26 protein-coding genes are annotated in these 24935 nt (G+C 70.1%); 10 read left to right on the top strand and 16 right to left on the bottom strand.

Annotated features, from left to right (window positions below; all coding sequences use genetic code 11):
• Positions 1-158: 158 nt before the first annotated feature.
• Entirely contained in the window at positions 159-518 is a 360-nt protein-coding gene (locus tag AC5RVZ_RS19735; protein WP_494067416.1) for a zinc ribbon domain-containing protein YjdM, read from the bottom strand.
• On the bottom strand, positions 511-1596 hold the full coding sequence (gene ychF, locus AC5RVZ_RS19740; protein WP_494067417.1) for a redox-regulated ATPase YchF: 1086 nt from the start codon (positions 1594-1596) through the stop codon (positions 511-513). The genes AC5RVZ_RS19735 and ychF overlap by 8 nt, the downstream gene beginning before the upstream one ends.
• A gap of 78 nt (positions 1597-1674) precedes the next feature.
• On the opposite strand from ychF, the gene AC5RVZ_RS19745 reads away from it, so the two are divergent.
• Positions 1675-2886: a DNA recombination protein RmuC gene (locus AC5RVZ_RS19745; protein ID WP_494067418.1), complete on the top strand. Its 1212-nt coding sequence runs from the start codon at positions 1675-1677 to the stop codon at positions 2884-2886.
• Positions 2887-2950: 64 nt separating this feature from the next.
• On the opposite strand, the gene AC5RVZ_RS19750 is transcribed toward AC5RVZ_RS19745, so the two are convergent.
• Together AC5RVZ_RS19750 and AC5RVZ_RS19755 are read right to left on the bottom strand one after the other, a co-directional pair.
• Positions 2951-4036 carry a 4-hydroxy-3-methylbut-2-enyl diphosphate reductase gene (locus tag AC5RVZ_RS19750; RefSeq protein ID WP_494067419.1) on the bottom strand — a complete coding sequence of 362 codons (1086 nt, stop codon included), beginning with the start codon at positions 4034-4036 and terminating at the stop codon, positions 2951-2953.
• Between the two features lie 9 nt (positions 4037-4045).
• Entirely contained in the window at positions 4046-4888 is an 843-nt protein-coding gene (locus tag AC5RVZ_RS19755; RefSeq protein ID WP_494067420.1) for a hypothetical protein, read from the bottom strand.
• Between the two features lie 163 nt (positions 4889-5051).
• On the opposite strand from AC5RVZ_RS19755, the gene xseA reads away from it, so the two are divergent.
• Positions 5052-6308, top strand: coding sequence for an exodeoxyribonuclease VII large subunit (gene xseA, locus AC5RVZ_RS19760; protein ID WP_494067421.1), 1257 nt, complete (start codon positions 5052-5054; stop codon positions 6306-6308).
• 59 nt (positions 6309-6367) lie between these two features.
• Positions 6368-6649 carry an exodeoxyribonuclease VII small subunit gene (locus AC5RVZ_RS19765; RefSeq protein WP_494067422.1) on the top strand — a complete coding sequence of 94 codons (282 nt, stop codon included), beginning with the start codon at positions 6368-6370 and terminating at the stop codon, positions 6647-6649.
• Between the two features lie 92 nt (positions 6650-6741).
• Here AC5RVZ_RS19765 and AC5RVZ_RS19770 read toward each other — a convergent pair whose 3' ends face one another.
• The 8 genes from AC5RVZ_RS19770 to AC5RVZ_RS19805 all read right to left on the bottom strand — a co-directional run bounded on the left by AC5RVZ_RS19770 (position 6742) and on the right by AC5RVZ_RS19805 (position 14441).
• A complete protein-coding gene (locus AC5RVZ_RS19770; protein WP_494067569.1) occupies positions 6742-7557 on the bottom strand; it encodes a polyphosphate kinase 2 family protein in 816 nt (271 codons plus the stop codon).
• A gap of 172 nt (positions 7558-7729) precedes the next feature.
• Positions 7730-8944, bottom strand: coding sequence for a pyridoxal phosphate-dependent aminotransferase (locus tag AC5RVZ_RS19775; protein WP_494067423.1), 1215 nt, complete (start codon positions 8942-8944; stop codon positions 7730-7732).
• Between the two features lie 69 nt (positions 8945-9013).
• Complete coding sequence (locus tag AC5RVZ_RS19780) at positions 9014-9997, bottom strand: ABC transporter substrate-binding protein (protein ID WP_494067424.1); 984 nt, start codon at positions 9995-9997, stop codon at positions 9014-9016.
• 38 nt (positions 9998-10035) lie between these two features.
• The gene (locus AC5RVZ_RS19785; RefSeq protein WP_494067425.1) at positions 10036-10728 is read right to left on the bottom strand and encodes an ABC transporter permease; all 693 of its coding nucleotides are present in this window, start codon (positions 10726-10728) and stop codon (positions 10036-10038) included.
• Positions 10725-11492: an ABC transporter permease gene (locus AC5RVZ_RS19790; RefSeq protein ID WP_494067426.1), complete on the bottom strand. Its 768-nt coding sequence runs from the start codon at positions 11490-11492 to the stop codon at positions 10725-10727. Before AC5RVZ_RS19790 ends, AC5RVZ_RS19785 begins: the two co-directional genes overlap by 4 nt.
• A complete protein-coding gene (locus AC5RVZ_RS19795) occupies positions 11492-12550 on the bottom strand; it encodes an ABC transporter ATP-binding protein (RefSeq protein ID WP_494067570.1) in 1059 nt (352 codons plus the stop codon). The genes AC5RVZ_RS19790 and AC5RVZ_RS19795 overlap by 1 nt, the downstream gene beginning before the upstream one ends.
• A 166-nt stretch (positions 12551-12716) precedes the next feature.
• The gene (gene rsgA, locus AC5RVZ_RS19800; RefSeq protein WP_494067427.1) at positions 12717-13802 is read right to left on the bottom strand and encodes a ribosome small subunit-dependent GTPase A; all 1086 of its coding nucleotides are present in this window, start codon (positions 13800-13802) and stop codon (positions 12717-12719) included.
• 183 nt (positions 13803-13985) lie between these two features.
• Positions 13986-14441 (bottom strand): NUDIX hydrolase, encoded by a 456-nt coding sequence (locus tag AC5RVZ_RS19805; protein WP_494067428.1) that lies wholly within the window; start codon positions 14439-14441, stop codon positions 13986-13988.
• Between the two features lie 185 nt (positions 14442-14626).
• Between AC5RVZ_RS19805 and AC5RVZ_RS19810 the strand changes: the two genes are divergently transcribed.
• The 4 genes from AC5RVZ_RS19810 (at position 14627) to AC5RVZ_RS19825 (ending at position 19041) form a co-directional block, all read left to right on the top strand.
• A complete protein-coding gene (locus AC5RVZ_RS19810) occupies positions 14627-16369 on the top strand; it encodes a hypothetical protein (RefSeq protein ID WP_494067429.1) in 1743 nt (580 codons plus the stop codon).
• 79 nt (positions 16370-16448) lie between these two features.
• Positions 16449-16793 (top strand): hypothetical protein, encoded by a 345-nt coding sequence (locus tag AC5RVZ_RS19815; protein ID WP_494067430.1) that lies wholly within the window; start codon positions 16449-16451, stop codon positions 16791-16793.
• Between the two features lie 188 nt (positions 16794-16981).
• A complete protein-coding gene (locus AC5RVZ_RS19820) occupies positions 16982-18376 on the top strand; it encodes a sensor histidine kinase (protein WP_494067431.1) in 1395 nt (464 codons plus the stop codon).
• Positions 18373-19041, top strand: coding sequence for a response regulator transcription factor (locus tag AC5RVZ_RS19825; protein WP_494067432.1), 669 nt, complete (start codon positions 18373-18375; stop codon positions 19039-19041). Before AC5RVZ_RS19820 ends, AC5RVZ_RS19825 begins: the two co-directional genes overlap by 4 nt.
• Before the next feature lie 13 nt (positions 19042-19054).
• On the opposite strand, the gene AC5RVZ_RS19830 is transcribed toward AC5RVZ_RS19825, so the two are convergent.
• The 4 genes from AC5RVZ_RS19830 to galU all read right to left on the bottom strand — a co-directional run bounded on the left by AC5RVZ_RS19830 (position 19055) and on the right by galU (position 23020).
• Positions 19055-20266, bottom strand: coding sequence for a phosphotransferase (locus AC5RVZ_RS19830; RefSeq protein WP_494067433.1), 1212 nt, complete (start codon positions 20264-20266; stop codon positions 19055-19057).
• A gap of 109 nt (positions 20267-20375) precedes the next feature.
• Complete coding sequence (locus tag AC5RVZ_RS19835) at positions 20376-21161, bottom strand: hypothetical protein (RefSeq protein ID WP_494067434.1); 786 nt, start codon at positions 21159-21161, stop codon at positions 20376-20378.
• A 292-nt stretch (positions 21162-21453) separates the two neighbouring features.
• Positions 21454-22089 carry a GNAT family N-acetyltransferase gene (locus tag AC5RVZ_RS19840; RefSeq protein ID WP_494000381.1) on the bottom strand — a complete coding sequence of 212 codons (636 nt, stop codon included), beginning with the start codon at positions 22087-22089 and terminating at the stop codon, positions 21454-21456.
• Between the two features lie 28 nt (positions 22090-22117).
• Positions 22118-23020, bottom strand: a complete 903-nt coding sequence (galU, locus tag AC5RVZ_RS19845) for a UTP--glucose-1-phosphate uridylyltransferase GalU (RefSeq protein WP_494067435.1) — start codon at positions 23018-23020, stop codon at positions 22118-22120.
• Between the two features lie 67 nt (positions 23021-23087).
• Between galU and AC5RVZ_RS19850 the strand changes: the two genes are divergently transcribed.
• From AC5RVZ_RS19850 to cpaB, 3 genes are all read left to right on the top strand, one after another.
• Positions 23088-23711: a 5-formyltetrahydrofolate cyclo-ligase gene (locus AC5RVZ_RS19850; protein WP_494067436.1), complete on the top strand. Its 624-nt coding sequence runs from the start codon at positions 23088-23090 to the stop codon at positions 23709-23711.
• Positions 23712-23794: 83 nt separating this feature from the next.
• A complete protein-coding gene (locus AC5RVZ_RS19855) occupies positions 23795-24115 on the top strand; it encodes an FmdB family zinc ribbon protein (RefSeq protein ID WP_494067437.1) in 321 nt (106 codons plus the stop codon).
• Positions 24116-24226: 111 nt separating this feature from the next.
• On the top strand, positions 24227-24895 hold the full coding sequence (gene cpaB / locus AC5RVZ_RS19860; protein WP_494067438.1) for a Flp pilus assembly protein CpaB: 669 nt from the start codon (positions 24227-24229) through the stop codon (positions 24893-24895).
• The last annotated feature ends 40 nt before the right edge of the window (positions 24896-24935 follow it).

The raw sequence follows: 24935 nt of genomic DNA on the forward strand, positions 1-24935 counted from the left end.
GTCGCGGTCCGCTTGTAACGACGTCTGCCGAACGCTAATCCGAGCGCCAGGAGCGTGGCAGGAATCGGACCTTTACGAATCACCAACCCACTATTGATCTGACGCAATCGAGCATCCGCATCGATAACGAAACCCCGGCCCCTTGGGAGTGCCGCGGATCAGAGGACCTTCTTCACCACACTGGACTTTAGTTGCATCCGCCCAAACCCGGGAACAGTCGCATCAATGTCGTGATCGCCCACGCCGTCCTCAATGAGTCGGATGCCGCGCACCTTAGTGCCGACCTTCACCACACCGCCACCGGCGCCCTTGACCTTGAGGTCCTTGACGACCGTGACCGTGTCACCATCAGCGAGCACATTGCCAACGGCATCCTTGATCGAAGCGGCCTCCGGCGTCATGTTCTCGGCCGAGTCTTTCGGCCATTCATGGCCGCACATCGGGCACACCAGCAAGGCGCCCTGCTCGTAGGTGAACGCCTCGCGGCACTCCGGGCAAGCCGGCAGAGCATCAGACATTGAAGCGGAATTCAACCACGTCGCCGTCGACCATGACGTAGTCCTTGCCTTCGATCCGCACCTTGCCGCGGGCCTTGGCCTCGGCCATCGACCCGGCCTCCACCAGATCGGCGAAGGAAACGACCTCGGCCTTGATGAAACCGCGCTGGAAGTCCGAGTGGATCACGCCGGCGGCCTGCGGAGCAGTGTCCCCGCGGTTGATGGTCCAGGCGCGCGCTTCCTTCGGCCCGGCCGTCAGATAGGTCTGCAGGCCCAGCGTGTGGAAGCCCACCCGCGCCAGCTGGTCCAGCCCGGACTCGTCCTGGCCGTTCATCTCCAGCATCTCGCGGGCCTCTTCCTCGTCCAATTCCACGAGGTCCGCTTCCAGCTTGGCATCCAGGAACACGCAGTCGGCGGGTGCCACCAGCCCGCGCAGCTCGGCCTGCCGCTCGGGGCTGCCGAGCACGGCGTCGTCCACGTTGAACACATAGATGAAAGGCTTGGCGGTCAGCAGGCTCAGTTCCCGGAGGTTTTCCATGTCCAGCTTGTCGCTCTCGACCGAGGAAAAGACGGTGTCGCCGCGCTCCAGGACTTTCTGCGCCGCGTGCAGGGCGGTCAGCTCCGCGGCGTCGCGCTTCTTGATCTTGACTTCCTTCTCCACCCGCGGGAGGGCCTTCTCCAAGGTCTGGAGGTCGGCCAGGATCAGCTCGGTGTTGATGGTTTCCATGTCCGAACGCGGGTCGACCTTGCCGTCCACGTGGACCACATCGGGGTCGTCGAAAACACGGATGACCTGGGCGATCGCCTGCGCTTCGCGGATGTTCGCCAGGAACTGGTTGCCCAGCCCCTCACCTTCGGAAGCGCCCTTGACGATGCCGGCAATGTCCACGAAGGACACGGTGGCGGGCAGAATCCGCTGCGACCCGAAGATCTCCGCCAGCTTCTCCAGCCGCGGGTCCGGCAGCGAGACCACGCCGACGTTCGGCTCGATGGTGGCGAACGGGTAGTTTGCCGCGAGCACGCTGTTGCGGGTCAGTGCGTTGAAGAGAGTTGATTTGCCGACGTTGGGCAGTCCGACGATGCCAATAGTTAGAGCCACGGTAGTCAAGGATACCGTGGCCCGGACACATCGACCCGCGTGCCGTATTTTGTCCGAGGCGGCTGGCATGGTGAAGGTATGGATGCATCGCATGTACTTCTCGCCCTTCTGGCCCTGTTCGTGGGTGCCGCCGCCGGCGCCGCGGCCGTGGCCGTCCTTCTCCGCCGCCGGCTGGCGGATCTGCAGGACGCCGCGAAGGACGACGGCGATCGGCTGGCAGAGCTCTCGGCCCGCCTCGCCGGGGCGGAGGCGGAGCGCCGGATGCTCGCCGAGCAGAACGCGCAGCTCTACGCCCATGATGAGCAAGAGAACACCGTGCTGCGCGCCCTGATCCCGGTCGGTGAGAAGCTCAAGCTCGTCCAGCAGCAGGTCAGCCTGCTGGAACGGGACCGGGTGGAGCAGTTCGGCCAGCTGGCCGAACAATTGCGCGCGGCCCAGCGCAGCGACGAGGCGCTGATGCGTTCCACGCAGACGCTCGCGTCCGCCCTGCAGTCCAATTCCGCCCGCGGCCAGTGGGGCGAGGTCCAGTTGCGCCGGGTGGTGGAGGCTGCCGGCATGCTCGCCCGGGTGGACTTTGATGAGCAGGTGCACCTCGCCGGCGCGGACCGGACCGGCCGCCCGGACATGATCATCCGGCTGCCGGGTGGAAAGTCCATCGTCGCGGATGCCAAGGTCCCGCTGCGTGCCTACCTGCAGGCGCAGGAAATCCCGGCAGCCGCATCGGCTGCGGAACAGCAGCAACGGGTGGATCTGCTGAACGCGCATGCCAAGGCGGTGCGCGCGCACGTGGATGCCCTGGCGGCGCGGAAGTATTGGGAGAGCCTGCAGGCCTCCCCGGAGTTGGTGCTCTGTTTCCTGCCCTCGGAGGCGGTGCTCTCCGCCGCCCTGCATGCCGATCCAGGCCTGCTCGACCACGCCTTTGCCCGCAGCGTTGCGCTGGTCTCCCCCGTCTCGCTGCTGGCCACGCTGAAGTCGGTGGCCTTTACCTGGCGGCAGGAAGTGCTCAAGGACAACGCACGCGAGATCTTCGACCTCTCGCGGCAGCTCTACGAGCGGCTCGGCACGCTGGGCGATCATGTCACCCGGCTGGGCTCGTCGCTCAAGAGCTCGGTCGAGCGCTACAACTCGTTTGTGGGGACGCTGGAATCACGGGTGTTGCCGACCGCGCGGAAGATCTACGCCTTCGACGGCACGTCCTTGGAGGAACCCGCCGCCCCGGCGGCCTTGGAGAACACGCCCCGGCTGCTCTCGGCCCCCGAACTGATTGAAGGCCGGGACCCGGCCGCGTAGCAGGGCAATCGGTACGCCTTGCAGGGCGGCCCATTGGGGCCACCCTGCGCAGCGGATGCCAGGGTTAGCGGGCCGGGTGGGTGACGCGTCCCCCGAGGCCGCGGGATTCGTCGCCGCGTTCCTTGAGCGTGGCGCGCAGTTCCTTTGGCAGCGAGAAGAGGATGTCCTCTTGGGCGGTGACCACTTCTTCCACGTCGCCGTAGCCGTAGTCGCCCAACAGGCGCAGCACCTCGCGCACCAGGACCTCCGGAACGGAGGCTCCGGAGGTCACGCCTACGGTGGCCACGCCCTCGAACCATGACTCGTCAACCTCGTTGGCGAAGTCCACGCGGTAGGCCGCCTTGGCGCCGTATTCGAGGGCCACCTCGACGAGCCGCACGGAGTTGGATGAGTTTTCGGAGCCGACCACAATCACCAGGTCCGCCTGGGGTGCGATCTTCTTAATTGCGGCCTGGCGGTTGGAGGTTGCGTAGCAGATGTCGTCGCTCGGCGGATCCTGCAGAGCCGGGAAGCGGTCCCGCAGGATGGACACGATTTCCAGCGTCTCGTCGACCGAGAGGGTCGTCTGCGACAGCCAGATCAGCCTTTCCGGATCGCGCACTTGCACTGTCCGCGCCTCGTCCGGGTTGTTGACGATCGTGGTGTGGTCCGGCGCTTCCCCGTAGGTCCCTTCGACTTCTTCGTGTCCCTCGTGACCGATCAGCAGGATCTCGTTGCCGTCGCGGGCGAACCGCACGGCTTCCCGGTGCACCTTGGTCACCAACGGGCAGGTCGCGTCGATGGTCCGCAGCTGGCGGTCCTCGGCTGACTGCACCACGGCCGGCGAAACGCCGTGCGCCGAGAAAACGACCAGGGCGCCCTCGGGCACCTCGTCGGTCTCTTCGACGAAGATCGCGCCCTTTTCCTCCAGCGTGGAGACCACGTGCACGTTGTGGACGATCTGCTTGCGCACGTACACGGGCGGGCCATAATGCTCCAGCGCCTTTTCCACGGCGATCACGGCGCGGTCGACGCCGGCGCAGTAACCACGCGGGGCCGCCAGCAGCACCTTCTTGTCACCGTCCACGGGTGCGGCAGCCCAGACGTCGTCCGGGGTGCGGCGCTTGCGGGGAATGGTAGGCATGGAAAGGGAAACAGCAGTACTGGCCATGCCTCTATGCTAGCCCGTGGGCCCGGCCCGCCGGGCCCCGCCCAGCACCGCCCGCAGAGTGAAACAGGCCACCGCGACCACCACTCCGGCGCCGGCGAAGACGGCGGCCCAGGGCCGGAAGTCGGCAACGGCCAGCTCGACCAGCCTCCCCAGGAACACCTGGGCCAACGCACTTTCGCCCGCCGCATTCACTGCCAGCGGCGGCGCAAGCCCGGCGGCCAGCCAGAGGACCGCGCCCAGTAATCCCGCGCCAATACCGGCCCAGGCCAGCGCCGTGGCGGGACGCCGGGCGGCCAGCAGCATCAGCACCAGTGCCGCAGCCGCTGCCACCGCCGCGACCCACCACAGCGACGGCAGGTCCCGCACCGAGGCCAGGACGCCGCCTGCCTCCGCAGAGCCCAGCGGCAACAACACCTGCTCGGGGCTCCGGATATTAGTACCCAGCGCGTCCGCTACCCGCGAAACCGCCAGCGCCACCATGGGGGCGATATCCAGCGTGACGGCCGCCTCTCCCCCGGAAGTCCCGGAGAACGTATGCGCGTGCGACAGGGCCAGCGACTCGTTCAGGGCCCGCGGAAATCCGGCCAGTTCGGTCATCGCCTCCGCGGTTCGCTCCACGATCGGCCGCACGAGTTCCTGCAGACCGGCCGGCAACTCTGCACTGCCGGCAACTTCTTCCGTGATGGTCGCGGCCAGCGCCGACCGGAACCCGGCGTCGTCGCCCAGCGGGGCGGCCAGCGACACGAAGCCCGCCCGGTCGAGCACCCGTTGGTCGGCCCAGGCCCCGCACAGCGCGGCCCCGGCGAGGAGCACGGCCAGCAGCCCGCCGACCGCAGCCAACAACGTCCGCACGGTCGCCTCCGTTTCCTTGCTTGCTTCACACAGATGCGGCGGGGCTCGAGGAGCGCCGCCTACCCCTACCCAGTACAACAGAGAATCCGATTGACAGGGATAACTGGTAAGAATGGAGGGTCTCCGGCAGCCGTCGGAATCACACCTCCGGAAGGGGCAATTCATGGAGTCAAGCGCGGTCCAAGGCGCCGGCACCGGACAATCGACCCTGCCCCCGACTGCCAACCAGACGACGGCGGACAACCCGTGGCCGCTGCGGCTGCTGTCCCAAAAGCTCAAGATGCACATCGACCGCGTGCCGCCCACCTGGGTGGAAGGCCAAGTCATTGAGCTCAACCGCCGGAACGCCACCACCTACCTGACGCTGCGGGACACGGACGCCGAGGCATCCTTCAGCCTGGTGGTTTGGGGCAGCGTGATGGCGCGCCTGGAGATGCCGCTGGAACCGGGCTCCCGGGTGGTGGCCCAGATCAAACCGGACCTGTACGTCAAGACCGGGCGGCTGACCATGCAGACCAGGGACATCCGGCCGGTGGGGCTCGGCGACCTGCTGGTGAGGCTGGAGCGGCTGCGCCGGGCGCTGGCCGCCGAAGGCCTTTTCGATCCGTCCCGGAAGCGGCGGCTGCCCCTGCTGCCGCACCGCATCGGCCTCATTACCGGACGCGATTCCGACGCCATGAAGGACGTCATCCGGAATGCCTCACTGCGCTGGCCCGCCGTCGAGTTCGAGGTCCGGGAAGTTGCCGTCCAGGGCGTGAATGCCGTGGCCCAGGTGATGCAGGCACTCGCAGAGCTCGACGCCCGCAACGATGTTGACGTCATCGTCATCGCCCGCGGCGGAGGTTCGCTGGAGGACCTGCTGCCCTTCAGCAATGAGGACTTGGTCCGGGCGGTGGCCGCCGCCGCCACCCCGGTCGTGAGCGCCATCGGACACGAAGCGGACCGGCCCCTGCTCGACGACGTCGCGGACCTGCGTGCCTCCACGCCGACCGACGCCGCCAAGCGCATCGTCCCGGACGTCAGCGAGGAACTGCATCGGATCGGGCAGGCCCGCGCCCTGCTTGCCCGCCGGGTGGAGCAGTTGGTCCACCGCGAAACCGAACGCCTGGCCGCGCTGCGCAGCCGCCCGGTGATGGCAAACCCCACGGGCATGGTGGACGTCCGGGCGGAAGATCTCCACCGGCTCGTCTCGCGGGCCCACCAGGCCGTCTCGGCGGCGGTTCACCGTGACACCGACCGGGTCGCCCACCTGAAGGCGCAGGTGCGTGCGCTTTCCCCCCAAAACACCCTGGACCGCGGCTATGCCGTGGCCCAGCTGCCCGACGGCAGCGTGCTGCGCGACGCGGCGGACGCACCGGCCGGAACACGGCTGCGGCTCCGCGTGGCCGTCGGCGAACTCTCCGCCGAAGCCCTTCCCTGACGCCCCTCCCGGAATCCCAGACACCACCAGACATCACCGGAACCGAAAGCGAGACCCTTATGGCAGAGCAGCCCGCACCGCCCGACGTCGCCTCCCTCTCCTATGAGCAGGCGCGCGAGGAATTGGTGGCCGTCGTCAGCCAGTTGGAAGCCGGCGGCGCCAGCCTCGAACAGTCCCTGGCGCTGTGGGAGCGCGGCGAGGCGCTGGCGGCCCGCTGCGAGGCATGGCTGGAAGGCGCGCGGCAGCGGCTCGACGGGGCACGCGAGGCGGCAGGGACCGAGCCGTCGCCGGCCAGCCCGGGCAGCCCCCGCACCGCCGCGTCCCCGGTGTCACCCCTCTAGTCGCCCCGGCCCGCCCGCCCCGGCGTCACCCCACTGGTCCGGCCCGGCCCGCCCGGTTCCCGGGCATCGGACCGGGGGCGCGGCGGGCCCCGTTACGAGGCGGCCAGGCGGGCCTTTTCCGCCTCGACGTCGAAGTCCGCCGGAGGCCACTGCGGGTCGATGTCTTCCAGTGCCTGCAGCAGAAGCTCCTGCACGGCGATCCGCGCATACCATTTGTGGTCGGCCGGCACCACAAACCACGGGGCGTCGACGGTGCTGGTCCGCTCCAGCATGACCTGGTAGGCCTGCTGGTATTCGTCCCAGCGCCGCCGCGCGTCCACGTCGCCGGGATCGTACTTCCAGTGCTTGTCGGCCCGGTCCAGCCGCGCGCGCAACCGCTTGCCCTGTTCGCGCTTGCCCAGGTGCAGCATGACCTTGACCATCCGGATGCCCCGGCGGGTTACCATCGCCTCGAAGTCGTTGATCTGCCCGTAGCGTGCTTCCACCTCCTCGAGGGGCGAGAGCCCGTGCACGCGGTGGATGAGCACATCTTCGTAGTGCGACCGGTCAAACACCCCGATCATGCCGGGGCCGGGCAAGGCCCGTTCCACCCGCCAGAGGAAATCGTGATCCAGCTCCTCCGGCGTCGGCGCCTTGAAGGCCCGGTGGGAAATGCCCTGCGGGTCGGCGGCTCCGACCACGTGCCGGACGATCCCGCCCTTGCCGGAGGTGTCCATCCCCTGCAGCACCAGCAGGACCGCGTCCTGTGCCCCGGCGCGGCTCTGCGCGAAGAGGCGTTCCTGCAGTTCGGACAGCCGGCGGTCGGAGGCCCTGAGCAGGAGTTTCCCCTGGGTCCTGTCGCCGAGGAATCCGGGCGTGGAGCCGGTATCGACGCCGGCCAGGCCGAATCCCGGGCCGACCCGCAGCATCTCCGACGGCGTCCGCGTGAACTCGGGCAATCCGGTCTGTTCCACCTGGTCCTCCTGTTCGGTTGGCCGGCGGTGCGGCTGGCGGTGCGGCTGGCGACAGCCTACCGAGCCGGCGGTGCGGCTGGCGACAGCCTACCGAGCCGCCGGCGGCGCGGCTACGCGGACGCGGCCGTTACTGCCGGTATCCGGCCAGGAACTCCTCGATCCGCCCCACGGCTTCGGTCAGCACGTCCACGTTGGGCAGCGTGACCAGCCGGAAATGGTCCGGCTGCGTCCAGTTGAACGCCCGGCCGTGCGAGATCAGGATCTTCTGCTGCTTGAGCAAATCCAGGGCAAACTGTTCGTCGTCCTTGATCCCGTAAACCTCCGGGTCGAGCTTGGGGAACAGGTAGAGCGCGCCCTTGGCCTGCTGCGTGCTGACGCCGGGGATGGCGTTCAACAGCTCATAGGCTTTGTTGCGTTGCTCGAGCAGTCTGCCGCCGGGCAGGATGAGGTCGTTGATGCTCTGGTGGCCGCCCAGGGCGGTCTGGATGGCATGCTGGGCGGGCACGTTCGCGCACAACCGCATGTTGGTGAGCAGGTTGATGCCCTCGATGTAGTCCGCGGCCAGGTGCTTCGGCCCGGAGATGGCCATCCAGCCGCTGCGGAAGCCGCACACGCGGTAGGCCTTGGACAGGCCGCTGAACGTCATGACCAGCACGTCGTCGGCCAGCAGCGCCGTGTTCACATGCTCCGCATCCTCGTACAGGATCTTCTCGTAGATCTCGTCCGAGAACACCACCAGGTTGTGCCGGCGCGCCAGTTCCAGCATCCCCTCGAGGATGTGCCGCGGATAGACGGCGCCGGTGGGGTTGTTCGGGTTGATGATCACGATGCCCTTGGTGTTGGGCGTGATCTTCCGTTCGATGTCTTCGAGATCCGGCAGCCAGCCCTCTTCCTCGACGCAGAGGTAGTGCACGGGGTGGCCGCCGGCCAGCGACACCGACGCGGTCCAGAGCGGGTAGTCGGGGGCCGGGATGAGCACTTCGTCGCCGTTGTTCAGCAGCGCCTGCAGGCTCATGGTGATCAGCTCGCTGACCCCGTTGCCCAGGTACACGTCGTCCACGCCGATCTCTTGGATGCCGCGGGTCTGGTAGTACTGCGACACGGCGGTCCTGGCGGAGAAAATGCCGCGCGAATCGCTGTAGCCCTGCGCGGTGGGCAGGTTGCGGATCATGTCCACCAGGATGGCGTCCGGAGCCTCGAATCCGAACGGCGCCGGGTTGCCGATGTTCAACTTGAGGATGCGCTGGCCCTCGGCCTCCATCCGCTGGGCATGCTCGAGGAGCGGACCGCGGATGTCGTAGAGGACGTTGTGGAGCTTGTTGGACTGCTTGAACTGGGCCATCCAACGATCTTCGCACACGGCACGCGCCGCCCCGGAGACCGAAGCGGCGCGTGAACGGGAGCCGGGAGCCTAGCCGGCCAGGCCCTTTTCCGCCAGCCAGTCCGCGGCGGCGTCGGCCGGATTGCGCTTCTCGTCCCCGCTGACCTGGCGGTTGAGATCGATCAGGTCCTCGGTGGTCAGCGCTGCCGAGACCTCGTTGAGCACCTGGGCAGCCTGTTCGTCCACGGCGTCGCTGCGGATCAGCGGCAGCACCTGCTGGGCAATGAAGTTGTTCTTCGGGTCTTCCAGCACCACCAGGTCGTTGTCCTCGATGGACGGGGTGGTGGTGTAGATGTCGGCCACCTGGATCTTGTCGGTGATCAGGGCGTTGAGCGTGGTCGGTCCGCCGTAGTCGTTGATCGGCTCGAAGGACTTGGGCACGCAGCCGTAGTTGGCCTCCAGCCCCGGCAGCCCGTACTCGCGCTCGGCGAATTCGGGGTTGGCGCCGAGCACCAGTTCGCCGCACACCGGGCCCATGTCCTCGATCGACGTCAGCTGGTATTCCTCCGCCGTAGCCTTGGTCACCACCATCGCGTCCTTGCTCTCCGCCGACGCGGGCTCCAGCACGCCGAGCCCCTCGGGGAGGGCATCAGCCAGGGCTGTCATCACGTCCCCGGCGGAGGCCGCCGTCGCCTCGGTGTCCAGGAACAGCAAGAGGTTGCCGCTGTAGTCCGGGATGACATCCACAGACCCTTCCTGGACGGCGCTGACATAGACCTCGCGCGAGCCGATGCCCGGTTGCGTGGTGACGTCATAGCCGGCGGCGGTCAGGGCGCCAGCATAGATTTCGGCGATGATCTGGCTCTCCGTGCCGCCGCTGGCACCGACCACCAGGGACCCGCCGGCGCTGCCTTCGGGTGCCGGCGTCGCGTCCTGCAGGGGGTCGGATCCCCCGCCGCAGGCAGTCAGCACCAGGGCAAGGGCGGCCGCCCCTGCGGCGAGCACGCTGCGCCGCGCGGCGGGTTGTGTGTCGTTTCCGCGGTTGCGGGCGTTGTTCCCGGGGTGGTCCTTCATACTCATCTCCTCATGTGCCGGCACTGGCTGTTCCAACCTTACTTGTTCTGCCTTTCGGCCCGCCCCCTCAAGTCGCGCAGGCCGGGCGATACGGCCACTTTCTGCACCGCTGCCAGCAAGGCGTCCACGACCAGTGCCAGCGCCGCGATCAGCAGCGCACCGGCAAACAGCCGCACCGAGTCCCGGACCGCCAGCCCGTCGATCAGATACCGGCCCAGGCCGCCCAGGTTGATGTAGGCCACGACGGCCACCGTGGCAATGACCTGCAGCACCGCGGCGCGCACGCCGCCCAGCAGCACGGGCAGCGCGTTGGGCAATTCGGCGCGGAACAGGACCTGCCACTCGGTCATGCCCACCGCCCGGGCGGCGTCCACCAGCTGGCGGTCGACGGCGGCGATCCCCGAATAGGTGCCGGCCAGCAGCGGCGGGATGGCCAGGATCACCAGGGCGTAGATCGGCGGCATCAGGCCCAGGCCCATCAGGATGACGAACAGGGTCAACAGGCCCAGCGTGGGCATGGCCCGCAGGCCGCTGGCAATGCCGACGACGGCGATGCGCCCCCTTCCGGTGTGACCGACGAACAGCCCCAGCGGCACGGCGATGGCCGCGGCGATGACCAGGGTCAGGGCACTGTAGTACAGGTGCTCGGCCAGCCGGGCCGGCACACCCGCCGGCCCGGCCCAGTTGACCGGATCCGCCAGCCACGCCGCGGTCTCCTGGAACAGGTTCATCCGCGCACCGCCGCTTCCGCGGCGTCGGGCCGTTCCCCTGCGGCAGCAAGGGAGCCAGGCCCGGCGCCACCGGCCGCCGGCAACGCGCCGGTCGTGCCGCGAGTCCGCGGCCCGGTTCCGTCGGCGGCGGCCCCCGGGCGCCGCCAGGGGGTGAGCACCCGCTCAAGCGCCACCAGGAGCACGTCCATCAGCGCCGCCAGCACCAAAGTCATCAGGATCCCCACCACGATTTCGGTCATGAAATAGCGCTGCAGCCCGTCGGTGAACAGGAAACCGAGGTTCCGGACACCGATCAGCGCGCCGACGCTGGCTACCGAGATGTTACTCACGGACACCACCCGCAGCCCGGCCACCAGCACCGGAATGCACAGCGGAAGGTCCACGCTGAAAAACCGGCGGACCGGCAGGTAGCCCATGGCCACCGCAGCCTGCCTGACGCCGTCGTCCACGGAGTTCAGCGCGTCCACCACGGCGCGGACCAGCAGCGCGACCGAGTACACGGTCAGCGCCACGATCAGGTTGGACATTTCCAGGATGCCGGTGCCGAGGATGACCGGCAGGATCACGAACAGGGCGAGCGAGGGGATCGTGTACAGCACCGAGGAGAGGGACAGGACCAGGCCGCGCACGGCGCGGATCCGCCAGGCCAGGTAGCCCAGCGGCAGCGACAGCACGAGCCCGAACACCAGCGGGAGCGCGGACTGGAACAGGTGGAGGGCACTGAGTTCCAGCACATACGGCAGGTTCGCCAGGAGCCACTCCATCAACTGCCGCCCGCCCGGAGCCTCTGCAGCACGGCCGCGGGATCGACCAAGCCGGCCACCCGCCCGTCGGCGTCGACGGCGACGCCGGCCCCGGACGGCGACGACAATGCCGCATCCAGCGCCTGGCGCAGGCTGGACCCCACGGTGAACAGCGACCCGCCGATGCGCGCCCGGGCCGGGTCCCGTTCCCCGGGCGGCAGCCACCCCGCGGGTGCGCCGTCGTCGGTCAACAACAGCCAGCCCTCCCGGGACGCCTCGCCGGCCCTGTCCGCGGTCGCGGTGCGGGCAGGCAGCAGCGGCAGCCCGTGCGCGCTGCTGAAGGACAGGGAGCGGAAACCGCGGTCCCGGCCGACGAAGCCGGCGACAAAATCGTCCACCGGCGCCCGCAGGACCTCCTCGGGCGGGGCGAACTGGGCCAGCCGGCCGCCGGTGGCGAAGACGGCCAGCTTGTCGCCGAGGAGGGCCGCTTCGTCGATATCGTGCGTGACGAAGACGATGGTTTTCGCCAGCTGCTGTTGCAGCCGCAGCAGTTCCTGCTGCAGCTCGGCGCGGACCACCGGGTCCACCGCGCTGAACGGCTCGTCCATGAGTAGGATCGGCGGGTCCGCCGCGAGTGCCCGCGCCACTCCGACGCGCTGCTGCTGGCCGCCGGAGAGTTGGGCCGGATACCTGCCGCCCAGCTCCCGGGACAGCCCGACGACGGCGAGCAGCTCGTCGGCCCGCTTGCGGGCCGCGGCCCGGCGGACTCCGTCCAGCCGCGGCACGGTGGCGATGTTGTCCAGCACCGTGCGGTGCGGCAGCAGCCCGGCAGCTTGCATGACGTAGCCCATGGACCGGCGCAGGGCCGCTGCGGGCCGGTCGGAGACGTCGTGGCCGTCCACGAGGACGGACCCGGAGGTTGGCTCCACCATCCGGTTGATCATCCGCAGCGAGGTGGTCTTGCCGCAGCCCGAAGGGCCCACGAAGACGGTGATCGCGCCGCGGTCGATGTCCAGCGTCAGGTCTTGGACCGCCGCCTGTCCGGCGTAGGTCTTCGTGACTGCGCGGAACTGCACCATGGGGCCGGCTCCGGCCTCGGCGACGGCGGCCGGCAGCTCTTCCGGCCGAACGGCCGGCCTCGTGGGCTCGGGCATGCTGAACCTTCCGTGGGGGGTCCTGCGCGGCCGGCAGGCCCACAGGTGCTGGCACCGAGTCTAGTCAACGGTGCGGCCCGCGAGCACCCGCTCAGCGCCTGCCGCGATGGTCCTTGGCCTGCGCGGCGGCCTTGGCCATCCTGCCGAACTGCCGGCCGGCCCGGCGCTGCTCCGCCACGTTCTGCCGCAGGTGCAGGCGGGCCAACTCGCGTTCCATCTTCCGGTAGCTGTCCCAGCGCCGCTGCTCCAGGCTTCCGGCGGCGAGGGCCCGGAGCACGGCGCAGCCGGGTTCGGCATCATGGGCGCAGTCGTTGAACCGGCAGCCGGCGGCCAGGTCTTCGATGTCGGCGAACATGGTGGCCAGCCCCTCCTCCGCGTCCCACAGCGCGAAGCCGCGGATGCCCGGCGTGTCCATGAGCACGGCACCGTTGGGCAGGGGAATGAGCTCGCGCGCCGTGGTGGTGTGCCGACCCTTCCCGTCGCCGGCCCGGACTGCTCCGGTGTCCTGTACCGCCCGGCCTGCGAGCGCGTTGATCAGGCTGGATTTGCCCGAGCCCGAGGGTCCGAGCAGCACCATCGTCCGGCCGGGGCCCAGGTATTCGGCCACGGCATCGAGTCCGTCGCCCGTTTCCGCGCTCGTCGCCAGGATGTCCGCGCCGGCGGCCTGCTCGACGATCTGGGCGGCGACCTCGTCATGGCGGCCGCTCAGGTCTGCCTTGGTCAGGATGACCACCGGCAGCGCGCCGGAATCCCACGCTGCCACCAGGGTGCGCTCCAGCCGGTTGGCCGACAGCGGGCGGTCGAAGGGCACCGCGATACCGACCAGGTCCATGTTGGCGGCCAGGATCTGCTCGGCTGCCAGCGGGTCGTAGGCCTGTTTGCGGGACAGGGCGGAAAACCGCGGAAGCAGCCCGGCGATGGCCGGGCCGCCTGCGGAAGCCGGGCGGGCGGCGTCGTACGCCACCCAATCACCGGTGGCCGGTTGCGGACTGACGCCTGCGGTGGACAGGTGCAGCAGGCCGCCTTCGGCCGCCAGCAGGACGCGGCCCCGGTCGGTGCGCACCACCCGGGCGGGGCGGAGCACCGGATCGGGAAAATGGAGGTCGAACTGCGCGGCGGTGTGTCGGGTGTAGCCGTAGCTGCGCAGCAGGGAGTGCGGGTGAGAAGTGTCGGTCACGACGGTTACCTCGGGACGTGAGGCCTCAGCGCCGGACGTTCCGGCCGCTAGCCGCGGCGCGGGCGGGGTACGGAGGCTGGGCTGGTGATGGCAGCAGGATCTGCGGGATAAACGGTCATCACACCCACCTCCTCGAGATTGTCCGGCGGGCTGGTCAGCCCGGCAACTGGATCAGCATAGCGCTCACCGGCCGTCTGCGGAATGGCCGGCCGGCACGCCGTCCGGGAAGTAGAGCCGCAGCCCCAGGTCCACCAGGTCGACCCGGTCCAGCGTCGGAACCTCATGGAGCGGGATCCACCGGGCCAGGTCCGTGGACCCGTCGGCCTCGTCGGTCAGTTCGCCGCCGACAACGCTGGCCGCGTAGATGACGCGGAAGGCGTGCAGCGGCCGGTGCCCGTGCAGGCGCTTCGCGGCCGGGATGTGCTTGCTGTCCACGCCCAGCAACTGCCCGAGCCTGGCGGCGTAGCCCGTTTCTTCCCGGATCTCGCGGACCGCGCCGGTTGCGGCGTCTTCGCCGTATTCCAGGCCGCCGCCGGGCAGGGTCCAGCGCAGCCAGCCTGCGCCGGTCCAGCGGACCAGCAGCACCGCGCCGTCGGCCACGATCACGCCGTAGGCGGCCACGCGCGTGTCGAATTCCATGTCCCCCAGTGTAGGGCGGCGGGCGAGGCGGCTACCGGAGGCTGAGGCCGCTGTGCGCCGCCGCCTGCGCATCGGTTCGGGGAGCGCCGGGGCATTGCGCCCACCCCTGTTCGCGGCTAGAACTAAGACCATGGGGAACGCGCCAGCAGGGTTCCACGGCACAGCGCTGCGGAGGCGGGGCCGCCGTGCCTGAGTCCGCCGCAACGGTGCCGCGCGGGCTGATCGCCGACCGCCTACGCGCCGTGCTGGAGAGCGCCGGCCCCGACCCGGCACGGTTCCCGTCGTCTGCCAGGGACTGCCTGGACCGCGCTTATGAGGCAGCCTATGCCGAGAACCACGCGGGCGCCCGTGCCTTGGCCAGGGCCGGCCTCGCCCGCTCCTCGGACACCGACCTTGACGTGCGGTTGGGCTTGTACTCGGTGCTGATTGCGCTCGCCCAGCTGGCCGGCGAAGAGAAGCAGGCCCGGGAATATCTCCACGCCCGCATCGCCTTGCTCCGCAGCCACGGGCTGGAGGCCGAGGCCGCGGCCGGTGAGCGGCTGGGAACGGCGCTGTTCCGCGAAGCCGGCGACGACGACCTCCCGCTCCTGGAGGCTGAACTGGACCGCCTGCTGGAGGCCCATGCCCCGGGGTCGGTGACGGCGGACGTCCGGCTGGCCATCGCCGTCGTCCGTTCCCAGCGCGGGGAAGCGAAGCAGGCGATCGCGCTGCTGGAAGACGCGGTGGCCGGCTACGAGCATTCCGGCCGGACGGACAGCTTGTCCGGCGCGCTGATGTACCTGGCCAATACCTACCTGCAGGCCGACCAGCCGGAACGGGCCACCGCAGTTGCCGACCGGATGCTGGCGCTGCCCGGCAACCGTGCCACCACCGCCAGCATGTGGCTCTTGAAGGCCAATGCCGCCGGCGGCGACGGCGCGGCCGGGCTGGAGGAAGCGCTGACGGCGCTGGAACTGTATGCGGCCGCCGGGGTCCGCAAGGGTGCCATCAGTGCCGCCGTCGTGCTGGCCCGGCTCTGCGCCGGCATCGGCGACTATGAAGACTCGGTGCTGGCCTGGCAGGCGGCGGTCGCCCAGGCCGAACGCGGTGAGGTCCAGGAAGAGCTCACGCTGCGGCTGGCGCTGGGAAACCAACTGCTGGAGGCGGAAGAGTACGAACTGGCGGGCGAGGTGCTGTCCAAGCTGCTGGCGCGGCTGGAACACACCAAGGCGCCCCATGCGCAGGTGGCGAGGGCGCTGATGAGCCTGGGCCACGCGCACCGGCACGCCGGCCGGACCGCCGATGCGCTGGACTGCTGGCGCCGGGCGGTGGCCGAATTCAGCCACGGCGGGGAGTTCGGCGAGGCCGCCCGAGGCCTGCTGGCGACCGGCACGCTGCTCTCCCGCGAGGACCGCGACACGGACGCGCTGGTCTGCTTCGAGGCGGCGGTGGCCGCGGCCCGCAAGGCCGAGGACGACGACGCCGCGCTGCCGCAGGCCCTGCATGCCCTCGGACATGCCCTGTGCGAGGCCGGCGACCCGGACGGGCTCACGGTCTTGGACGAGGCGATCCGGCTGGCGCACCTCTACGGGGCCCGGTGGTACGAGGCGGATTACAGCGACACGCGGGCGAGGGGGCTGTGGGCGCTGGAGGACGGCACGGCAGCGGTCTCGGCGGCGCTGCAGGCGGCGGACCTCTACTCGGCTGCCGACGACGCAGCCTCGGCCGGCAACGCCGAACTGTTCGCCGCCCATGTGCTGGCCGAGATGGGGCGGGCCGACGACGCCGTGCCGATGTTCAAGCTGGTGCTGCAGGAGCCCGACGTCGGCCGCACACTCCGCGTCGCGGCGCAGCTGGGGCTGGCCTCGGCGCTGGACGCCCTGGGCCGGACGGTCGAGGCGGACATCGCCCGCCGGGCCGCGGACGCCGCGGCGGACAGCCCCGACTGACCGCCGGCTGACGCGGCCCGTTGCGCCGAGCGGACCGGGTTCTCATCTTGGTCTCATCTGCGCCGTGGATACTGGTGTCATGCCTCGTACCGCCATCCGCACCGTCCTGGTGACGCTGGCCGTGCTGCTCGGGCTGGGCGCCGGAGGCGCCGCACTGGCCGCGACCCTGCGCGAGCCCGGGCCCACCGACCTGGGCCCTTCCATCAGCGTCACGCAGTCCGGGCCGCCGTCCCCTGCCGGCGACCCGGGGCCGGCCGGCAGCGAGCCGCCGTCGCCCACGCCCACGCCGGCCGCCCCCTCGTCCCCGGCCGCTCCGACCCGCCCGCCGGAAGGCAACGGGCCGGTTCCGGTCCAGCCGGCGCCGCCGCAGGACTACGACGACGATGACGTGGACGACTGGGACGATGGCGGGGACGATGACTGAGTCCGCACCGCTATCCCCACACCCCCACACCGTCCGGCAGCGCGGCGGCGCTCCGCGTGGCGGCGGCGGCCCGCACGGCGGGCGCGCTCCGCGTGGCGCCCGCGTCCTTTCCGGCGCCCGCGTCCTGTCCGGCGGCCGTGCGTAGGCCGGCGGGCGGGCTGTCCGTCCGCGTCCGGGTACTGGCTGCCGTGCTCGCCCTTTCGGCCCTGGGCCTGCTGGTCGCCGGATCGGTGGCGTTCGCGCTGCAGCGCTCCCACATCATCCAGCGGGTGGACGACTCGCTGCAGCGCAGCGTCAGCGAGTTCAAGACCCTGGCGGCAACAGGCATCGACCCGGACACGGGCGAACCCTTCACGCAGGCCAGCCGGTTGGTCTTCCTGGCGATGGAGCGGACGCTTCCCTCCGCCAACGAAGGCATGCTTGGCCTCGTCGACGGGAAGGTGACATACACGGCGAGCCCGTCCGTGCGGCTCAGGCTCGAGCGGGATGCCGAACTCGTCGCCCTGCTGGGCCCGGACGCAACGGCGTCCGACCGGGTGGTGCTCACCACCATGGAGACGTCGACCACGACGTACCGGGTGGTCACCGTGCCGGTGCAACTCTCCTCCGACCCCGCCCACAGCACGTTCGTGCTGGCCTACGATTACGACGCCGAGCTGCAGCAACTTGACGACATCTTCCTGACCTACGCACTAATCGGGTTCGGTTCGCTGGTACTGATCGGCGTCGTCGGCTGGCAGGTGGCCGGCCGGCTGCTGGCACCCATCCGGCTGGTGCGCGAAACGGCACAACGGATCACCGACGCGGACCTAACCCAGCGCATCCCGGTGAGCGGCAACGACGACATCTCCGAACTCTCCCGCACCTTCAACGACATGCTGGACCGCCTGGAGGCATCCATGACGGCGCAGCGGCAACTGCTGGACGACGTCGGACACGAACTGCGCACTCCCATCACCATCCTGCAGGGCCACCTGGAACTGCAGGACCCGCGCGACCCGGCGGACGTCGAGTCGGTGCGCGGCATCGCCTTGGACGAGCTGGACCGGATGCGGTTGCTCGTCGACGACCTGGTCCTGCTGGCCAAGGCGGAACGTCCCGGCTTCGTGAGCCCGTCCGACGTCGAGGTGGGGCAGCTGACCGACGACGTGCTGGACAAGGCTCGGCCGCTGGGCGCCAAGCGCTGGACCGTCGATGCACGGGCCGAAACCCGCTGGCCGCTCGACGGGCGGCGGATCACGCAGGCCTGGCTGCAGTTGGCGGCCAACGCCGTGAAATTCTCCGAGCCCGGGTCCACGGTGGCGATCGGTTCGGCCGTGCGCGGCAACGAGCTGCGGCTGTGGGTCAGGGACGAGGGAACGGGCATCCTCCCGGAGGACCAGGGCAGGATTTTCGACCGCTTCGCACGCGGCAGCAACGGGACGCGGGCGGAAGGCTCGGGACTGGGGCTGACCATCGTCAGCGCCATCGCCGCGGCGCACGGCGGCAGCGTTGAACTGGCCTCGGCGCCGGGCGCCGGTTCCACTTTCACGGTCGTGCTCACCGGCCCGGAGGCGGGCGCAGACAAGGAGGAGACAGCGTGAGCCAGATTCTGATCATTGAGGACGAGGACAGGATCAGTTCCTTCGTGGCCAAGGGCCTGAAGGCCGCCGGCTACGTGCCCACCGTCGCCGGCACCGGGCGGGAGGGCTACCATCTGGCCATGACCGGGGACTTCGAGCTGGCCATCCTCGACCTGGGGCTGCCCGACCAAGACGGCTTCACCGTGCTGCGCCGCCTGCGCGAGGGCCGCAACGACATCCCGGTGATCATCCTCACCGCCCGCAGCTCGGTGGACGACACCGTTGCCGGGCTGGAGAACGGCGCGGACGACTACATGTCCAAGCCGTTCCGGTTCGAGGAGCTGCTGGCCCGGGTGCGGCTGCGCCTGCGCTCCGAGGCGCAGCCGGCCGACCTGGCCATCCTCGGCAGCGGCACGCTGAGCCTGGACCTGCGGACCCGGCGGGCCAGCGTCGGCGGGCGGGAGGTGGATCTCTCCGCCCGGGAGTTCGCCCTCGCCGAGGCCTTCCTGCGGAATCCGGGCCAGGTGCTCAGCCGCGAGCAGTTGCTCTCGCGGGTCTGGGGATACGACTTCGACCCCGGCTCGAACATAGTGGACGTGTACGTCCGCTACCTGCGCAACAAGCTCGGGGCGGAGAAGTTCGCCACCGTCCGCGGCATGGGCTACCGCCTCGTCGCCGACGCCTGAGGCAAGGGTCCGGTCAGGCCGCGCCGGCGGCCAGGTCCTCGGCGATGGCAAGCCGCTGCCGGGCGTCCTGCTGCCACCCGTCACCCTCCCCGGAGGTCTTCGCTCCGGCCACCAGCGACAGCGCCACGCCGGCGGCGCGGCCGCGCAGGGCCGCCGGGTCCACCACGGTGTCGAAGGCGGCCGCGAAACGTTCCAGCGCCGCCGGAACATGCACGTACCCCGGGTGCACGGCGGGCAGCACGGCCAGGTGCCCGAGGAAACAGGCCAGGTCGTCCACCAGATGGCCCGGACCCAACGAGTCCACGTCCATGAGTCCGGTGATCTTCCCGCCGTCCACCAGCAGGTTCGCCTCGTAAAAGTCGCCGTGCGTCGGGACCAGCGGGCCGGCGTCGGTGGCCGCCAGCAGCCGTTCCACCCGATCTGCCAGGTTGAACACCCGGTCCTGCTCGTCGGGGAGCACGGCCGCCGCTGCCTTGGCGTAGTCGGCTGCGCGGTCAGCCCAGGCCGGGCGCCGCGAGAGTTCCAGCACGCCGGCCGGGAGGGCATTCAGCAGCGCCAGGAGGGTTTCGGGCGCCAGGCTGGCGGCGCCGTCGTCCATCAGGGCTTGGGCCAGCGGCGTCCCCTTCGCCTCCGTGAGCACCACCACGCCGTCGGCCGGGCCGGCGGAGGCAACGGGGGCCGGCAGGCCGGCGTCGGTCAGCAGCCGGTGCCGGCGCATCAGTTGCGCCGCCCGGTCCGGACGGACCACCTTCAAAAAGACCCGGTGTCCGTCCTGGACGGCTTCCAGCACGGCCCGCCTCAGCGGCCGGTAGCTGACCATTGTCAGGTCCGCTTCTCCCCCGCCGAAGACGCTGCGGCCCACCGCCGCCGGGTCGCACGCCGCAGGCAGTCCGACCAGCACCGGGTCGGACGGATACAGCCAGGCGGTCAGCGGGACGGGCCCGCCGTCCAGGCGTACCAGCGGAAGCCCGCAGTCGGGCACCGGCGCCGTCGTGACGCAGACGTACTCGGTCCGCTCTCCGCCGTCGTGCCCGCGGAGCCGCACGGTGTAGATCCCGGTCGCCCCGGCCCCGGGCCGGTGCTGCAGCTTCGCCAGGCGCCAGGACTGGACCGTGCCGCCGACGGTGCCGACTGCAAGTTCCAGCGCTTCGCGCATGCCGGCACTTTCCAACAGGTCGATGCCGGCGGTCTCGGTAGCCATCAGGTCAACGTTCGGTGCGTCCATGTCTCCATTGCACACCATCGCGGCCCGGAACGCTCGGTACCGCGCACCGGACAAAGCTGCGGCCCGTGCGGTGTGGACGGGCCGCAGCTTACCTGCCGGGCGCCTCGGGTCAGGCCCGCCGGCGCTGCAGGACGTCGTCCAGGTTGAGCCGGTTCGCGGCCGACTGCTGGGCGGATGCCTCGGCGGCCGAGGTGCCGTCCGACGGCTGCTGTGTGGCGGCAGTCTTCTCTGACGTCCGGGCGGCGGCCTCGTCGGTCCGCTGCGCGGCGGTCTGCTTGATCGAGGTCTTGGTCTGCGGCTTCTTGACCTCGGGAACCGGGAGCGGCGCGGGAGCCGGGCGGGTGGCCTTGGCCGCGGCGACGTACGTCGGTTTGGGCACGTCGACCGGCTGCCAGGGGGTGCCGGACGGCTGGCCCGGCGCGGCGGTGTCGCCGGCGTCGGCGGCAACCTTCAAGGCTTCCTCGCGCAGCTCGGCGGCCGTCAGCGGGACCGGCCCGGGCTGGGCGGCCTGGTCCGCCGACCCGGTGTCCCCCGCAGCCCCGTCAAACAGTTCGGTGGGCTTCCCGGGAGTCTTCGCGGCGCCCGCCGGCTGCGACGCCGCTGCCGCGCGGGCGGCCTGCCGGGCGCGTGCGGCGGCGCGCTTGCTGCGGTCGCGGACCGCCAGGGAGCGCAGGATAACGACGACGGCGGCCACCGCCAGCAGCGCGAAGCCCGGCACGCGGCCCGACACTGCGCCGGCCAGCGCGAGGGCGCCGCCGACGACGAAAACCAACAGGGCGGAGGCCCCGGCAAGGGCCAGCGCGGTCCGGCCGTAGCGGATGCGGAACTCGGGCTGCCGGGCGGGCGGGGGGACGGGCGACGATGTCGAGGGTGCCGGCTGGGCGTTGTATTCCATGATGATCCCCTGGTTGCCGCCCGAGGCGGTTGCGGGTACTGAAACTAGTGGTGCTGCGTGTCCCGGCGCCGGTTCAGCCATCGCGGGACGGAATGCTCCGCGGAGCACGTACGGTCCTACCCAGACAAACCACAGCCCAACGATGACCGCCAAGATCACAGAGCTCTGAATGTCCACTCTCAAAACCGTAGAAGCTCAAGCATGCCGTACGCGGCATTCATCACGGTGTGTCGGATAACGATTCCGTGCGGCGCTGCCTTATGGTGTCGGCCCGGCTACGGTGTCGGCCCGACTATGGCGTCGGTCCGACGTCGCCGTGCTCCAGCCAGCGGTCCAGCAGGCCGCCGGGAACCTCCTCGGCAGTGAGCGCGAAGCTGCGGTGGTCTGCCCAGGCCCCGTTGATATGCAGGTACCGCGGACGCAGTCCTTCGTCTCGAAAGCCGAGCTTCTCCACGACGCGCAGGCTCGCGCGGTTCTCCGGCCTGATGTTGATCTCCATCCGGTGGAGCCCGAGCGTTTGGAAGCAATGGTCGGTCGCCATGGCCACCGCCGTCGGCGCTATCCCGCGGCCGGCACGCGCCTCATCCACCCAGTACCCCAAAGTGGCCGACATCGCAGAGCCCCAGACGATGCTGGAGACAGTCAGCTGCCCGACCAGCGCCGGCCGGGGCCTCCCCTCCTGCAGTTCGGTGATGATCCAGGGCAGGGCCGTGGCCAGGCGAGCCTGGTGCTTGAGCGAGCGGACCATCTCCGAGAACGAGGGCAGATACCCGTCCGGAGCCGGATTCGTGGCCTCCCACGGTTCCAGCCAGCGGGCGTTGCGGCGCCGCACGGCCGTCCACTCGCTCCGATCCCGATACCGGATCGGGCGCAGCGACAAGTCCCCGCATGCCAGCGTCGCTGGCCAGATGGCCGGTCCGTACCCCATGTGAAGTTCTTTGCGGTCGCGACGGGGCTCAGTCGCCCGAGCCGTCGATGAAGCTCTTCAGCCAGGTCCGCAGTTCCGTGCCGATGTCTTCACGCTCGGAGGCGATGGTCACGACGGCCTTGAGATAGCTGAGCTTGTCGCCGGTGTCGTACCGGCGCCCGGAAAAGACCACGCCGTAAACGCCGCCGCCTTCGCCCTCGCGGCCGGCCAGGGCTTCGAGCGCGTCGGTCAACTGGATTTCGCCGCCGCGGCCCGGCTTGGTGTCCTCCAGCACGTCGAAGACGGACGGGTGCAGGACGTAGCGGCCGATGACCGCCAGATTGGACGGGGCCTCGTCCGGCGAAGGCTTCTCCACCAGTTCGTTGATCCGCACGTAGCCGCCGTCGCCCATCGGGGTAACGTCCGCGCAACCGTAGGCGCTGATCTGGGCGGGGTCCACCTCCATCAGGGCGACCACGGAGCCGCCGGTCTGCTGCTGGACCTCGATCATCTGGGTCAACAAGTCGTCCTGTTCATCGATCAGGTCGTCGCCGAGCAGCACGGCAAACGGTTCGTCGCCCACGTGCTGACGGGCCCGCAGGACTGCGTGGCCGAGGCCCAGCGGATCCCCCTGGCGCAGGTAGTGGATGTCGGCGAGCTCCGAGGCGGCCTGCACGGCGGCGAGCTTCTCCAGATCGCCTTTCTCCTCCAGGATTTGCTCAAGGTTGGGCACGCGGTCGAAGTGGTCTTCCAGCGGGCGCTTGTTGCGGCCGGTGATGACCAGGACGTCGCTCAAGTCTGCGCGCACGGCTTCCTCGACCACGTACTGGATGGCCGGCTTGTCCACGACGGGGAGCATTTCCTTGGGCATGGCCTTGGTGGCGGGCAGGAAACGGGTTCCCAAACCAGCGGCCGGAATGACAGCTTTGCGTACCGTGCGATGAGACGTCATGGGTTCAGACTACCGAACGAAGGTGCGAAGCAAGCCGATCCGGGGGGAAGCAACTACGATGTCGGCCATGGAGATGCAGACCGGCATGGACAAGGAAACCGCCCGCGCATTCTTCCGGGCCCGCCGCCGGGCACGCCCCGAGGAAGAGCAGATCAGCGCCGGGGCCGCCCTGGCGCAGCAGGTGGTGGACGGTCTCCGGCGGCTGAACGTCCCGGCCGGGACCATCGTGCCGGCTTACCTGTCCGTCGGTTCCGAGCCGTCCACGCGCATGCTGCTTCCGGCCCTTGAGGAGGCCGGCTACCAGGTGGTGGTCCCGATCTGCGAACCGGACTACCGGCTCAGGTGGGCACGCTGGTTCAGCGGCGTGGAGCTGGTCCGCAGCCCCCGGGCCTGGATCGACGAGCCCGTCGGTGAACGTTTTGGAGCGGAGATCATGGCCGGTGCACCGCTGGTGCTCGTGCCCGGGCTGGCCGTGGACTCCGAGGGCAACCGGATGGGCCAGGGCGGCGGTTATTACGACCGGTTCCTGGCGTCGCTCGGCGACGGCGACGACCGCCCGAGGTTTGTCGGGGTTTTTTACGCCGACGAGGTGGTGGCGGCGGGAGCCTTCGAGTTTACGGCGCTCGACGCGCCGCTGGACGGCGCCGTGTCGCCCGACGGCTGGACGTGGTTCCCCCGGCGGACGGTGTAGAATTGGCACTCTGAGCGGGTGAGTGCCAACGCCTGGCCGGGCGCTTCCTGCTCCTGCCAAGTTTTTTTCAGGAGGAAATTACTGTGCCCACGTACGCCTACGCCTGCAAAGACTGCGCCCATGCCTTCGACATCCAGCAGTCCTTCAGCGATGAGTCGCTGACCGTCTGCCCCGAATGCGGCGGCAACCTGCGCAAGAAGTTCAACAGCGTCGGGGTCGTCTTCAAGGGCTCGGGCTTCTACCGCACCGATTCGCGCGACTCTTCCACGGCAGGCTCCGTTCCCGCTGCCGCCTCGGGGTCGGCCGGCACCGGGTCAGCCGCTTCTTCCGAGTCGACGAAGCCCGCCGCCTCCGAAACCACCAAGCCGGCAGCCGCCCCGGCTCCGGCGGCAGCAGCCAGCTAGCCGCATTGGACGCCGGCGGCCGCTCCTACACCGCGAAGCGGCGGCGGCGCTTGATCCACAGGTGAGCGTACCCCGCTGACAGTGCGGGCCGGATGCTTCTAGCGTGGCCGCATGCCCGTTGCTGCCGTATCCCGCACCGCCCGCCCTGCGCTGTCGCCGCGCCGCCTGCTGCGCCGGCATTACCGGCTGCTGGCCGCCCTGCTGCTCTGTGCGGCCGCGGCATTGGTGGTGCAGCAGCTGACCCCTGCACCGAGCCCCACCGACTCCGTGGTGGTCGCCGCGTCCGACCTCCCGGCAGGCGCCCTCCTGTCCGCCGACGATGTCGTTCTGGGCGAGCTGCCGGCCGGTTCAGTACCCGAGGGAACTGCCGACAGTCCGGCCTTGGTGGTGGGCCAGCGGCTTGCGACGGCGCTGCGCGCCGGCTCTCCGGTTGTGGACACCTCGATCGTCGGCCCCGGCCTGTTGACCGGGGCGCCGCCGGGAACGGTGGCCGTGCCCGTGCGCCCCGCAGACCCCTCCACCGTCCAGTTGGTGTCGCCGGGCCAGTTGGTGGACATCGTGCTCAGCAGCGGCAACGGGTTCGAAGAGCCTGCCGAAACCACAGTCTTGGCGCGGGCCGTTCCGGTGCTGTGGAAGGCCGACGACGGCGCTGCCGCGGCCGGCTTGCTCGGCGCGGGCGAGCCCGACGGGCTCGTGGTGGTGGCGGCGGCACCGTCCGACGCTACCGCGCTGGCCGGCGCCTCCAGCCGGGGCAACGTCTTCCTCGTGTTGGTCGGCTGATGACTGCCGCGGACCGGCCGGCCCGCGGACCGGCTCCCGG

It is taken from the genome of Arthrobacter sp. Cza30 (assembly GCF_059090765.1).